Below are 13,892 nucleotides of genomic sequence, written 5' to 3'. Positions count from 1 at the left end.
GAAAGTAACGGAGTAGTCCCTTTCGATGGTGCTTCGTTCGTACATACAGCTTACTCCAATATGTTCAGATATATAATTAACCCAAAGGGTGCAGAAAGGAAACGAATCCACGCATGAAAACAAAACTGCTATACATTGAGGACGATACAGAAATCGCGACATGGGTCAGAGCTGACCTGGAGGAACGCGGTTATGAGGTAATATGGCTGGGAAGCGGTGAAGGTGCAGCAGAAGCTGCCGGGGGCTGCTCACTGATTATTTTGGATGTTATGCTGCCTGGGCTGGATGGATTTACGGTAGGACAGCGGCTGAAAAAGGAACATCCTTCCGTGCCCATCGTCATGCTCTCGGCCAGAACATCCATCGATGACAAGCTGCATGGGCTTGATTTTGCCGATGATTATGTAACCAAGCCGTTTCACCCTGATGAGCTCGCTGCACGCATTGAAGTACAGCTGCGCAAGGCAGGAACTACCGTTTCGTCCGATGCTGCCCTGAAGCTGGATCACCTGTCCATCTATGAGAAGGACAATCGGATCGTCAATGAGGAGACGGGAGAGGAAATCATTTTATCGGGCAAACAATTTCACATCTTCGCGTACCTGCTCAGGCATATGGGCATGATCCGTACGAAAGAGCAGATTTACGAGGCTGTCTGGAACGAGCCTTATCTGGATGGGGATAAGACATTAATGGTACATATTCGCCATCTGCGCGAGAAGCTTGAACGGGATCCGGCTAATCCATCGGTCATTCAAACGGTACGCGGGGTTGGATACCGTGTGAAGAAACCATGATCAGGCGGTTCAGAAAGCAAGAGAATCGGGGAGATCAGAGCGCAGGAAAGAAGAACGAACAACGAAAGCTCCGATTCGGCCGCTCGCTGATGTCCCGTTATATGCTTCTGATTCTGTGTGCGGTTTTGTTCGTCCCCGTTGTTCTTCCGATCACATCTTTCATTTATGTCCTAGTCGTTAATAACGTGAGCAAGAGCAGCGCCGCTCCTTACGGTGACGTTACGCACATAAGCAATCTTTGGTCCAATGAATCGAAGAAGCTGGGTCAGGCAGCACCCGCCAAGATCGACGATCGCATAAAGCAGTTACATGCCAAGTATCCCAAATCTTCAGTGTACAGAGTGGATGAGAATGGGAAAACCGCTTTTATACTTGGAGGTGAGGGTGTAGAAGTAGTTGAAACTCCGATAAATGGCTCAACCCTGACTACTTTGAAATGGCCGCTGAGTGATCAGAACAAGGTCGAAACCCGCATTCCCGCAGTATGGGATGCTTCCTACTCGATGGCATTCATGAAGGAGGCCGTCTACCGTGACCCGTTAACCGTCGTTTCATTTATAGGTGGAGGCAATCAGGACAAGGGAAAAGGCTTCATGGTCATTGAAGTGCCGAGATATCTGCTCCAAAAATCCCAGAGCAACTGGCCGATGGAGCTCCTGTATCTTGGTTTGCTGATGACGATCATTTTTCTGTTCTTCATTGTGATGTCTGTTCTGTTTTTTGCACGGATTCGCAAACGGCTGATCCGTCTGCAGACAGCCATGATTACGCCAGGTAAGGAAGGCATACCGCTTCCAGTTGATATTCGCAGATCGGACGAGATCGGTCAGCTGGAAGATTCCTTCAATCAGATGGTGTATCAGCTGACCGAAAGCCGTCACAGGGAACGTGAGGAGGAACAGTTCCGCAAACGTCTCATTGCAGGACTTTCCCATGATTTGCGTACGCCACTAACGGTCATTCGTGGGCATATGCATGCTCTTCACAAGGAAGCGCTCAGCGATAAGGGCATCAGTTCATTGTCACGCATGGAGTCCAAGATGGATGATCTAAGCGGACTTATTGATAACATGTTATCGTACAATCTGCTTGCGAGTGGTAAGTACACGCTGAAGCTGGAAGAGAAAGATGTTCTCCGGATTGTCAGGGAAACGGCCGCGGCATGGTACCCCGTATGGGAGAAAGAGCAGTTCGACATCGATATTGACCTGCCGGATGAGCCGCTGATCTGGAACGTGGATGAACAGGGCATGCGTCGTATTCTGGATAACCTGTTTCAGAACGTGGTTCGGTATGCAGGAGACGGAAAATACATTGGCATATCCACTGAACGAATTCACGACAGAACAGCTCTGGTTATTCGGGATCAGGGTCCGGGTATGCAGCAAGAGGTGGGGGCGAAGGGTACGGGACTCGGGCTGTCCATTGTGGATCTGCTCGTTCGCGAGATGGGCCTGCGTAAAAAGGTGGATAGCTCACCCGAAGGAGTGCGGATATTTATCTATTGACTTAAGGTCTGACCTAGCACGATTTAAACTAAACTTAAACTTCGGACAACTGTAGTTTTAACCTTGGACGGTTACGATGATATCCGAGGTGATTAAACAGTGAGTGATAACATTATTCAAACGGCTAATTTATGGAAAACATATCGAGATCGGGCGGCGGTTCGCGAATTGGATCTGCATATCAAGAAGGGGGATATTTACGGTTTTCTGGGACCCAATGGTGCGGGTAAAACAACAACCATTCGCATGCTGCTGGGTTTGATCAAACCGACAAAAGGGGTCATTCGTGTCTTCGATAAAGACATTCGCAAGGATCGCATGGATATTCTGCGCCGTGTTGGTTCGCTCGTAGAGTATCCGTCATATTACGGACATCTGAACGCAGTCGAGAATCTGGAGGCGCTGCGGCGGATCCTGAACGTGCCCAAATCGAGAATTGCCGAGGTATTGTCCATAGTCGATCTGACGAGGGATGCAAAGCGTGCGGTTAAAGGATATTCGCTCGGAATGAAGCAGAGACTCGGGATTGCAAGTGCCTTGCTGGGTCAGCCGGAACTGTTGATATTGGATGAACCTACGAATGGACTGGATCCGGCCGGTATTCAGGAGATCCGTGAGTTAATTAAACGCATGCCGCTGGAACATGGCATTACGGTATTGGTATCGAGTCACTTGCTCAGTGAGGTGGAGCAGATGGCTAGCCGCGTAGGGATTATTCGCGAAGGCAAAATGGTGCTTCAGGATACCATTGCAAATCTGCACAGCCAGACAGGCAGCTCTATCCGATTGATTGTTTCCGAGCCGGAAGAAGCCATGAAGCTGGCAAGAGAACAAGGGCAATTCGGTCAGCGTCAAGGGTCTGAGCTGACATTCCCATACATGGACAACAGTGCGATTGCGCTGCTGGTACGCAGACTGGTTGAGCAAGACCACGCCATTTACCGGGTGGAGGAGCACCGACAGTCTCTCGAAGACCTCTTCATGCGGGTCATTGGTGAGGGGGCTATGGTATGACGGGGCGTGCATTATCGTCGGACTGGCTCAAAATTCGGGGCAAGGGCATTTGGTTTCTTGTCTTCCTTGCACCCATCGGCCTTACCTTAATGCAGGCTCTGAACTTTGGACTCCGTCTGGATTATTTAAAAGGATTATATGGGGATAACCTGTGGAATGGGCTTCTGGAGAATGTGGTTGTTTTTGTACCGCTAGCTTTAATGCTTGGCGCAACGATCCTGAGCTCCATGATTGCAAATGTTGAGCATGAGCAGGGTTCATGGAAGCAGCTTCTGGCCATGCCGATTCCGAGACCAGCAGTTTATCTGGCGAAGTTCTTATTGGCGAGTATACTGCTTGTGATCTCTTGTCTTCTTTTGACTGCCGGAATCGTGATTCTGGGCCTCGTGTTCGGTTTCAATGCCGGAGACATTCCATGGATTCAAGCATTCAAGCTGGGCCTGCTGCCACTGGCCGGGGCACTTCCTGTACTATCCATTGAACTGTGGCTAACGATGGTTGCCAAAAATCAGGCACTTCCGGTGACCTTGGGCATTGTCCTTGCAATCACAGGCATGTTCGCACTTAGTATCTCACCAATCTTCCCGCTCGCATGGGCACAGATGGCATGGAATGGGCCGAATCCATTCATGTACGCAGGGATGGGTTTGGCAGCAGGGATTCTGATTATGCTGCTTGGAATGATGCATTTCAGCCGGAAGGATGTGGCTTAGGATGAACTTTGCTGCGACGTATTTCCGAATCCTGTCCTCCGAACGGCTGAAAATGGGCAAATCACCCGCATGGCTCCTGATTCTGCTGAGTCCATTGTTAGCTTTGCTTATTGGGCTGCTCAGTGAGCCATCAGGACAGTGGAAAGTTCTGATGGGAACCATGGTCTTTTTGCATGGAATGCTGCTTATGCCAATCCTTACGGGGGTATTCACTTCATTTGTCTGCCGCTTCGAACATGCTGGTGGGGGGTGGAAGCAAATGCTGGTGCTGCCTCTCACCCGAACGGGCGTTTATGCAGGCAAGTTGACGATTGTCATTTTGCTGCTGCTTTGCACCCAAGTGCTGCTGCTGATATCCATTCTGCTGGCAGGTTGGATTCAGGGTCTTACCGAGCCTGTACCGTGGTCGTTCATTATCGGCAAATTGCTGCTCGGCTTGTTCGCCTGCCTGCCCCTTGCCGGACTGCAAATGCTGGTTTCCCTGATATGGAGCAGCTTTGCAGCACCCCTTGCTCTGAATTTTGCCTTGACGGTACCGAACATACTGATTGTGAATTCGGCGAAAATCGGCCCATTCTATCCTTGGGCGCAGCCCATGCTGCTGATGACACCAACGGATGGCGGAGGGTTCGGGGCTTACAATGTACCGCTTGGTACGCTCCTTACCGTGGTAGGAGGAAGTGCGGTGCTGTTTATTCTTATGGGCATTCTCTATTTTAGAAAAAAGGAAATTTAAGATGGTGTGATGTAAAACTGATCTTCATCAGACAATATCCCCCAAGACCGTCAACCGAGTATGTATTCGGGTGTGGTCTTGGGGGATTTTTGGCACGTCCTGTTCTACTTCGTACTGGATTAAGTACGTGTATATTGATACAGGTAGGCTCTTTGTGTATCGATTATAGCTAAAATGATACAAAATGTATCTAAGACGTTGTAACTAATATCCAGATTTTCAAATGCGATTTTGGGAAAGGGGACCCCGATTAGAAGTTGATTTGAAGCAAAAAAGGGAAGGTTCCAACTTTTTCAATTTGAAATATTGCAATTTTTATACCAGATTGTAAGCAAAGTGAGACTGGAATCTGGTAAAATAAAAAAAGCTGTTTCTATGCAGCCTTACTTGGTTATTCGTGGGTAGAAGCTTTAAACTATAAATGACGTTAATGAATTGTTAGAAGAAGATACAGGCTGAGAAAAGAGGGGTAAGCCTTGGATATTAATAAAACGGAAACCCTGAAGCGGATTATTTCTGAAGGTAGTTCTTACCAATCACTGTTTTTTAATCACCCGGATGCCATATATGTGATGGACATCCATGGAAACTATATCGATGCCAATCCATCTGTAGAGCGTATATCTGGATATACGCTCGACGACTTGATGCGCATCCATCCAGGTCAGGTCTGTCCGCCAGAGAGTGAACAGTCGAGGCGGGACTATATTCGTGAGGTGCTTACTGGCCGTTCAGTCAGTAACAACATCACGTTTTATCACAAGAATGGTTCTGTAAGACAGGCTGAGATCACCTACGTGCCCATTACAGCAGGAGAAGAGGTTGTGGGCATCTATGGCATTGCCAAAGATATAACGGAGATCGTTGAAGTGGAGCGGAAACTCCAGGAGACGCAAGAAAAGTATCAGGTGCTTGCTGAACATGCTCAAGACCTCATTACGACAAGTTCGCTGGATGGCGAGCTGCTCTATGTATCTCCATCTGTGTATCCTCTGCTTGGGTATCAGCCGGAAGAGGTGACGGGCAAGTCCTTCAAGGATTATTGTTATCCCGGAGATTTCCCTGACCCAATGGTACTATCCGAGATTGGTAATGGCTGCAAGATGCGCGTGCGGCACAAAAAAGGGCATTACATCTGGATGGAAACTTTGGCTAAGCCTGTAGCTGGAGAGAGGGGAAGAGGTGTCCAGATTGTAAGCATAAGCCGGGATATTACCCAGCACAAGGATGCAGACAGACGCCTGAGAGAGAGTCGTCAGCGTTACAAGTCCCTGTTCGAGCATAATCCGGCTGCGGTGTACTCCTTGAATCTGGAAGGCAAGTACAGTGCGGTGAATCGAAATCTGGTCAAAATGCTGGATATTCCGCGCAGCAAACTTATCGGACAATCGTTTTTGTCCAATCTGGATCCATGTGAGGTAGGGCGCGGCAGAACCTACTTTGAGCTGGTGAAGCAGGGGAAACCGCAGCATTATGAAACTCGCATTGTGAATTCCTCGGGCAGGAAGTTCGATGCATCCATCATTAATGTACCTATTATCGTCGATCAGGAATTGGTTGGAGTATATGGAATATTGTCAGACATTACGGAACGCAAGGAGTATATGGAGCGTATTCAGGAGCTCAGCAAGCAGCATGCACTGATTCTGAATTCCGTTACAGAGGGCATATATGGTCTGGATGCAGAAGGGGTCACCATGTTTATGAATCCGGCGGCCGCTTCCATGTTTGGTTATGAAGTGGAAGAATTTATTGGCAAAAGCGCCCATCCGATTATCCATCATTCCCGTGCGGATGGAAGCTATTTTCCCAAAGAAGAGTGTCCCATTCACATGACGGTGATGGATGGAAAAGGACGCTCCGTGAAGGAAGATGTGTTCTGGCGCAAGGACGGCAGCAGCTTCTTGGTGGAATACCAGGTTACGCCGATTATTGACCAGGAGCAGATCCAGGGCGTAGTCATTGTGTTCAATGATGTAACCGGAGAGCGAGAAATTGTGCGCGCCAAGGAGACGGCTGAGCTTGCAGCGCAGGCCAAGTCGGAATTTTTGTCGATGGTGAGCCATGAGATTCGCACGCCGATGAACGGAATTGTTGGCATGACTGAACTGCTGATTGGAACCGATCTATCGGAAGAACAGCGGGAATATGCCCAGATTATTCAGGAGAGTGGGGATGCGCTGCTGAATATTCTGAATGATATTCTGGATTTCAGCAAGCTGGAGTCCGGTAAAATGGCTCTTGCATACGAACCGTTCTCTCTTCGTAAAATGCTGGAGCAGGTGGCGGAGCTGTTTAAACTTCGTGCAGACGAGAAACAGCTGCAGATCAGGTATCGCCTGAATCCCACCATTCCGGAGTTCATGGTGGGGGATGCCATGCGTATCCGTCAGATTCTGGTCAATCTGGTCAGTAATGCACTGAAATTTACGGACAAGGGCAGCATTGATGTCAATGTGGATATTATTAAGGGCAGAAAGCCAGAAGATAGCGTGCTTGATTTTGCAGTGAAGGATACCGGGATCGGCATTCCTGCGGACAAGCTGGATCAGCTGTTCCAATCCTTCTCCCAGCTGCACCCGGTCATTAATCGCAAGTATGGAGGTACAGGACTTGGTCTTGTCATCTCGAAGCGGCTTGTGGAGATTATGGGCGGTAGTATTAGCGTGGAGAGTGAGGATGGCAAAGGATCAACGTTCCGTTTTGCCGTACCTGCAACAAGTGTAGATTACGCGTCAGAAGACACAGCACGTCAATTCAGTCACGATCGCACACGTCAAGGTGACAAGGTGGCTATGCGGATCCTGGTAGCTGAGGATCACCCGGTGAACCGGAAGATTTTGACCGAGTATCTGGAAAAGCTTGGCTATGAAGCAGATGTATGTACCAACGGAGTTGAAGCCATTGAGGCCATCTCGCAGAATTCGTATGATATTGTGTTGATGGATATTCACATGCCGGTCATGGACGGGCTCAAGGCAACCGATCTGGTACACCGTCTGATTCCACAGGATCGCATTCCGGCTATTATTGCCGTAACGGGTAATGCCAAACGGGAAGACAAGGAAGCTTGTCTTGAGATCGGTATGCGTGACTTCATAAGTAAACCGGTAATGCTCAGTGAACTGAAGCGCGTGCTTCAGCAGTGGGGGCCGACAGATCAGCCTCAGCTGGCACCGAATTAAATATAACCCTGAGTTGTTAATCCAAACAGGCCAGCGATTTCTCCTAGCAGGAGGTCGCTGGCCTGTTTGATTGTTCATGCTTTTCGATTTCCGAAATGAGTCTGTTGTAAGGCTGACGGAACAATTACAATCACGCCAAGGTCAGGCGGTTAATGTTGCCAGATAATATTTCACAGGAACGCTCGAACTTCTCACGCTCGGAAGCGTCCAGATTCAGTTCAATAATTTCCTGAATTCCGTTTCCTCCGATAATGGCTGGAACACCTGCACAGACGCCGCTCTGACCGTACTCCCCCTCCAGAATGGCTGAGACGGCAATGATTTTATGTTCATCATTAAGGATGGAGCGTGTAATATGAGCCAGTGCATTGCCGATACCGAATTGGGTGGAACCTTTGCGGGTAAAGATTTCCCATCCGGCATCTTTGGTTTTGCGGGCAATGTCGTCGAGATCCAGGTGTTTGAAGCGTTCCTTATGCTGCTCCATAATGTGCATGATCGGTTTGCCTCCAATCGTCACGTGGGACCAGGCAACGAATTGTGACTCCCCATGCTCCCCGAGAGCATATCCGTGCACGCTGCGCGGATCAATGGAGAACACTTCAGATAGCAGCGTTTTGAGACGGGAGGAATCAATGGAGGTCCCGGTACCGATGACACGCTCACGCGGAAGACCGGATAACTTCCATACCATATAAGTTACTATGTCAACCGGATTGGCAGCGACAACAAAGATACCGTTGAATCCGCTATTCATGATGGGGAGTACGATGTCTTTGGCAATCGATTCGGCCTCCTCCAGTATATCCAGGCGTGTCTGGCCTGCTTTTGGATTGGCTCCTGCAGTCAGGACAATGACATCCATGTTTCCACAATCTGCATATGTTCCGGCATATACTTTGGTACGATTATGTGTAAAATCCATACAATGCGAGAAATCCAGCGCCTGCGCCACAGCACGGTCATACGTCCGATCCACCATCATGATTTCCCTGCATATCGACTGATTAATCATGGAATATGCACAACTTGAGCCTACAAGACCCGCCCCGATGACCGCCACTTTACCTGATTTGCCTAACACTGTCGTTCAACCCCCATATCCTAATCATGTAATTGTCCTGACTTCAAGCCATATGTTAAGTATAGTCCTTTAATTTATGCCGAAATCCGTTTCTACGTTACATAAGATAACACATGGAAAAGCAGTGCAGCAATGATATCCTCTGTCGCGGGAGCGTATTGGAGCAGTGGAGTTAATAAAATTGACATGAATATCCTGTTTTCATAAACCGACGGCGTCTGCACCAGCATCATTCGACGTGACAGGATTCATCCTCCATGTCGGAATAGGAGAGATTTTTACGAATAACACACGTGACAAAAGTTCTTATGAATCCGCAGAAACAGAACAAAACCGCCAAAGGGATCGAGCCAGACGTTGACGAATACCTATGGCAAGCTAAACAAAAGCGATTTGTTCATGAGACAGGTTGACCCGATCCGATGACAGTTCCAGAAGGGAACGCTGAAGCCACCATTTCGAAATTCAAAAGACTTCATTCCGGGAGGGAATAATGATGATTGAAGAAGTTGGAGCAACGACGGAAACGGCCAAGAGCCTGGGCATAGGAGCCAGTACTCTTCGTAAATATGCGGCAGCACTTGAGGAACAGGGATATCGATTCGAGCGTTCCGCCAACAAGTCCAGATTGTTCAGATCGGACGATATTCAGTGCATTGAACGATTAATGACGGAGCTGAGGGAGCATAACCTGCCGCTTGCAGATGCCGTGGTGACGGTCCTGTCCCCGAATGTGCCAGAGAGCACGGTAGAGATGACTTCTGAGAAGGAATGTGCAGCAGCCGTGCTGCCTGCCGTACTCTCTGAAGAAACGGAGCCGACTGGCCATCTCCGGTCCTATGAAGGTCTGGGTCAGCTTGTGAATGAAGTGACCTTCGGGATGATCGAGCCACAGGATGATCGTGTGCAAATGCTTCAGCAGCGAGTGGATGAACTGGAGTTAACGCTGAAGCAGCTTGCAGATACGCATACGGCTCTTCAGGATCAGATGGAGAAGCAGCGTCTATGGATGAATGAGAAGCTGGAGGAAGAACGGGATCGTGAACTGGTCACCAATCTGCGCAGCTTCCAGGGCCGTAAACGCAAACCGAAAGGGACTTCGCTGCGTATGCTCTTTGGCTTGCTGCCCAAAAAGCATAAGGAAGCGTGATGGCAGAGGGGCGGCCGTGATTTCGTGCAGGCAGCCTGATATAATAAGCTCCATAGTACAACAAGAAAACTGGCTGTTACGACTGCTCGAACGTGCCTGTGAAGGGTCGCGTGAAGTTCAGAAGTCGCCGGTGTGGGAGGACAAGTGGAGCTGCAACGAAGCTGGCAAAGATTTGTGGGTCTGTGGACAGACCGTCCCCGGCGGGAAGGTTCTCTGATCTCGGGACGTTACCGAATCCAGGAGCTGCTTGGTATGGGGAGTTATGGACTCACCTATTTGTGTATCGACGAATTGAATGGCGAGGAAGTGGCGTTAAAGGAATCGAAGCCCAGCAAAGGCAGGCTTTCTGCCCGGTTGCTGGAACGGGAAGCGGACGTGATGAGCCGGATGGATCACCCGGCCATCCCGAAGCTGCTCCATGCATTCATATATAAGGGGAGAAGCTACATTTCCACAGAGTATATCCGGGGAGAGACGCTGGAACAGTGTATATTTGAACAGGGGCATAAATATACAGAGCAGGAATGCTTGGCACTGGCCCTACAACTGCTGGAGCCTGTGCTCCATGTTCACGAACGGGGATATATCCATGGGGATGTGCGCATACCCAACGTTATTTTGCGTAATGAGCGTGTACATTTGATTGACTTCGGTCTGGCGCGGCGTATGGGGGAGCCGTTACTGCCTGAGCTGAAGCGAAGAATGCGGGAACTGCCCACGCCGGAGGATGAGCCCGCTGCACCTGATCAGGATCTGCAGGATCTGGGACACTTTCTTCTGTTTATGCTGTACTCGGCATATGAGCCGGAGAAGGGCAAGGCACCTGCAAGCTGGCAGGAGGAGCTGAAGCTTACGCCTGGTTTGCACCACATGCTGGAGAGACTGCTGGGGCTTCGCCCGGGATACACAGAAGGAGCGCCTGAATTACAGGCCGAGATCGAACGTTTGCTGGATTCCTATTCAAAGTGAATCGGAAACGCCAATAGGGGATGTTCTGCTGCCGTAGATACGGCTGGCTGAACATCCCCTATTGGCATATATCATCATTGCAGCACCATATTAACTGGAGCTGTATTTTCTGCTCTTGTAATAACCGGAACCATGGCGGTTATCCCTGTATTTCATATCGGACGATGAATAGCGTTTATAGCTTCGTTTGCCTGAGGAGCTGCTGTAGCGTTTATAGGAGCGTCTGTCCGAGGAGCTATAGCGCCTTCGGTGAGATGAAGATTTGGAATCAATGAGTTTACCAATAATTTTTTTGAACATGGATAATCATCCTTTCTTCTTCAACCGTTTTAAGCATATACGCAGCCTTGGTGAGGAGGGTTTCGTGTTTTTTATGGAATGTGGTATTCATTGCACACGAGGTTGGCGTATAATAGGATGTTGGTGCTTTACCGATTGTACGAATTTTTTATTTTGTGCGTTTCGCGTTACAATAGAAGACAGGATAAGATCATAACGGACAGGAGAAGTTGGAATGATTACGTTAAAAACCAAAGAGCAGATTCAGAATATGAAAAAGGCGGGCGAAATTCTCGCTGCTTGCCATAAAGAGATTGCGAAAATGATCCGTCCAGGGATCACCACCCAGGAGATTGACCAGTTCGCAGAAGCTTTTATGAAGAAAAATGGCGCAACACCGGAGCAAAAAGGGTACAACGGGTACCAATATGCGACATGCGCGTCTGTAAATGACGTGATTTGTCATGGCTTTCCGGGAAAATATGTACTGCAAGATGGCGATATCGTTACGATTGACATGGTCGTGAATTTGAATGGCTGGCTGGCCGATTCCGCGTGGTCTTATGCAGTGGGTCAAGTGACACCGGAAGCCCAGCATCTGCTGGATGTCACCAAAACGTCCCTCTACAAAGGCATCGAGCTTGCCGTAGTTGGCAACCGGATCGGTGATATTTCCCATGCTATTCAGACGTATGCTGAAGGGGAGGGCTTGTCTGTCGTACGTGAGTTTATCGGTCATGGCATTGGCGAGAAAATGCATGAAGAACCACAGGTGCCCCACTATGGTCCACCGCATCGTGGTCCCCGCCTCAAAGAAGGCATGGTCATTACCATTGAGCCGATGCTGAACATCGGGACGTACCGGAGCAAGCTGGATGCGGATGGCTGGACAGCCCGTACGCAGGACGGAAGCCTGTCTGCTCAATACGAGCACACCATTGCCATCACAGCAGATGGTCCTGTAATTTTGACAGCGCAGGAATAGTGAATTAACTGTAGCAATAGAATGAATTTGATCTTTTCAAGGCGGCCCACGTTTGTGATCCGCCTGTTTCGGTTTAAACTATTAAGAGTCAGTATTTGGCATATGGGATACGAAAGAGCATCGTGGGGATTCTGAATTGCTAACGGTGGCTTCCAGATCAGCTATGTGCAAATGCTCGAAAAGATAACATATTGTGCTGGTGGTATAACATATACGATGATAAGGGTTATACGCAGGCCACTGGCAACAAGGAGGTCATGAAGTTGTCTCAAAATGAACAGATCGTACTAGCATCCCGTCCGGAAGGTGCACCATCCAGGGATAATTTCAAATTCATTCATACTCCGCTCCCTGAACCGGAAGCAGGACAGGTTCTGGTGCGTACATTATATTTGTCGGTTGACCCTTATATGCGGGGCCGTATGAAGGATACGAAGTCTTACGCACCTCCGTACGCGCTGAATGAAGTGATCAAAGGTGGGGCGATTGGACAAGTGGTGGACTCGTCAGAACCCAATCTGCGCAAAGGTGACTTCGTCTCCGGCATGTGGGGCTGGCAGCGGTATGCGGCTGTCAATACGGGAGATCTCTCGCTGATCGATACGGAGGAAGCGCCACTTACAGCCTATCTTGGTGCCCTTGGCCTGACGGGCCTGACGGCTTATTTTGGCATGGAGGATATCGGCAAACCGAAGGATGGCGAAACGGTGGTGGTATCCGGTGCTGCGGGAGCCGTTGGTATGATTGCCGGTCAGATCGGCAAGATTGTCGGAGCGAGAGTGGTTGGAATCGCAGGTTCTGACGAAAAATGCGCATATCTGAAAGAAAAGCTCGGGTTTGATGTAGTCCTCAACTACAAGCGGGAGAGTGACATGTCTGCAGCGATTGAACGAGTATGTCCAGACGGCGTGGATGTCTATTTCGATAATGTTGGCGGTGACATCTCGGATGCCGTGCTCAGACATATCAATCAAAATGCGCGTATTCCGCTGTGTGGGCAGATTTCGTCTTACAATTTGGAGAAGCCGGACATCGGCATGAGACCACAGACATTGCTTTTGACGAATACCGCGCTGATGAAAGGTTTTCTATTGGGGGACTATGCCAAGTCCTTCAAGGAAGGGCGCGCCAAGTTGGCCAAATGGATGAGGGAAGGCCTCATTCAATATGAGGAGAACATTGTGGAGGGGTTTGATCAGACACCGGAAGCCTTTATGGGACTGTTCTCGGGAGATAACCTGGGTAAACAGCTGGTGAAAGTTGCAGACCCCGAGTAAGATCACGCATTACCCTTTCTGCCTTGGAAGCAAGACGAGATAAACAACAAAAAGACACGTTCCGCATTCCTATATGTGAAGTGACCCCTAAAAGTTAGACACGGTTATTTCATTAGGCAGCTTGATTAAAATGAGTTCGGTATTCTACCGGGCTCATTTTAAATTTTGCTTTCATTCGTTTCGTGTTGTAGTATT

13 protein-coding genes are annotated in these 13,892 nt (G+C 49.1%); 10 read left to right on the top strand and 3 right to left on the bottom strand.

Going from position 1 to position 13,892, the window contains the following annotated elements:
- The first annotated feature begins 113 nt into the window (after window positions 1-113).
- From GUA98_RS23085 to GUA98_RS23060, 6 genes are all read left to right on the top strand, one after another.
- Window positions 114-797 carry a response regulator transcription factor gene (locus GUA98_RS23085; RefSeq protein WP_095291732.1) on the top strand — a complete coding sequence of 228 codons (684 nt, stop codon included), beginning with the start codon at window positions 114-116 and terminating at the stop codon, window positions 795-797.
- Window positions 794-2,305, top strand: coding sequence for a sensor histidine kinase (locus GUA98_RS23080; RefSeq protein WP_193724515.1), 1,512 nt, complete (start codon window positions 794-796; stop codon window positions 2,303-2,305). Before GUA98_RS23085 ends, GUA98_RS23080 begins: the two co-directional genes overlap by 4 nt.
- A 99-nt stretch (window positions 2,306-2,404) precedes the next feature.
- Window positions 2,405-3,319: an ABC transporter ATP-binding protein gene (locus tag GUA98_RS23075; RefSeq protein ID WP_153976694.1), complete on the top strand. Its 915-nt coding sequence runs from the start codon at window positions 2,405-2,407 to the stop codon at window positions 3,317-3,319.
- Window positions 3,316-4,032: an ABC transporter permease gene (locus GUA98_RS23070; protein ID WP_193724514.1), complete on the top strand. Its 717-nt coding sequence runs from the start codon at window positions 3,316-3,318 to the stop codon at window positions 4,030-4,032. The genes GUA98_RS23075 and GUA98_RS23070 overlap by 4 nt, the downstream gene beginning before the upstream one ends.
- 1 nt (window position 4,033) lies before the next feature.
- Window positions 4,034-4,768, top strand: a complete 735-nt coding sequence (locus GUA98_RS23065) for an ABC transporter permease (RefSeq protein WP_193724513.1) — start codon at window positions 4,034-4,036, stop codon at window positions 4,766-4,768.
- A gap of 476 nt (window positions 4,769-5,244) precedes the next feature.
- Window positions 5,245-7,953 (top strand): PAS domain S-box protein, encoded by a 2,709-nt coding sequence (locus GUA98_RS23060; protein ID WP_193724512.1) that lies wholly within the window; start codon window positions 5,245-5,247, stop codon window positions 7,951-7,953.
- Window positions 7,954-8,083: 130 nt separating this feature from the next.
- Here the strand turns inward: GUA98_RS23060 and GUA98_RS23055 are convergent, their stop codons facing one another.
- Complete coding sequence (locus GUA98_RS23055) at window positions 8,084-9,037, bottom strand: L-lactate dehydrogenase (protein WP_153976698.1); 954 nt, start codon at window positions 9,035-9,037, stop codon at window positions 8,084-8,086.
- A 496-nt stretch (window positions 9,038-9,533) separates the two neighbouring features.
- Between GUA98_RS23055 and GUA98_RS23050 the strand changes: the two genes are divergently transcribed.
- A complete protein-coding gene (locus tag GUA98_RS23050) occupies window positions 9,534-10,187 on the top strand; it encodes a MerR family transcriptional regulator (RefSeq protein WP_193724511.1) in 654 nt (217 codons plus the stop codon).
- A gap of 144 nt (window positions 10,188-10,331) precedes the next feature.
- The gene (locus tag GUA98_RS23045) at window positions 10,332-11,156 is read left to right on the top strand and encodes a serine/threonine protein kinase (protein WP_321573910.1); all 825 of its coding nucleotides are present in this window, start codon (window positions 10,332-10,334) and stop codon (window positions 11,154-11,156) included.
- Between the two features lie 90 nt (window positions 11,157-11,246).
- Here the strand turns inward: GUA98_RS23045 and GUA98_RS23040 are convergent, their stop codons facing one another.
- The gene (locus tag GUA98_RS23040; RefSeq protein ID WP_193724510.1) at window positions 11,247-11,456 is read right to left on the bottom strand and encodes a hypothetical protein; all 210 of its coding nucleotides are present in this window, start codon (window positions 11,454-11,456) and stop codon (window positions 11,247-11,249) included.
- Between the two features lie 214 nt (window positions 11,457-11,670).
- On the opposite strand from GUA98_RS23040, the gene map reads away from it, so the two are divergent.
- Together map and GUA98_RS23030 are read left to right on the top strand one after the other, a co-directional pair.
- Window positions 11,671-12,420 carry a type I methionyl aminopeptidase gene (gene map, locus GUA98_RS23035; protein WP_095291747.1) on the top strand — a complete coding sequence of 250 codons (750 nt, stop codon included), beginning with the start codon at window positions 11,671-11,673 and terminating at the stop codon, window positions 12,418-12,420.
- Between the two features lie 257 nt (window positions 12,421-12,677).
- A complete protein-coding gene (locus tag GUA98_RS23030; RefSeq protein WP_193724509.1) occupies window positions 12,678-13,697 on the top strand; it encodes an NADP-dependent oxidoreductase in 1,020 nt (339 codons plus the stop codon).
- 112 nt (window positions 13,698-13,809) lie between these two features.
- Here the strand turns inward: GUA98_RS23030 and GUA98_RS23025 are convergent.
- Window positions 13,810-13,892, bottom strand: an 83-nt coding sequence (locus GUA98_RS23025) for an IS3 family transposase (RefSeq protein WP_193724603.1), incomplete at its 5' end; no start/stop codon positions are given.

It is taken from the genome of Paenibacillus sp. P13VS (assembly GCF_015143645.1).
Taxonomy (GTDB): Bacteria; Bacillota; Bacilli; order Paenibacillales; family Paenibacillaceae; genus Paenibacillus; species Paenibacillus xylanilyticus_A.
The sequence above is the reverse complement of the archived record's forward strand: the minus strand, read 5'-3'. Positions and strand labels throughout refer to the sequence as shown.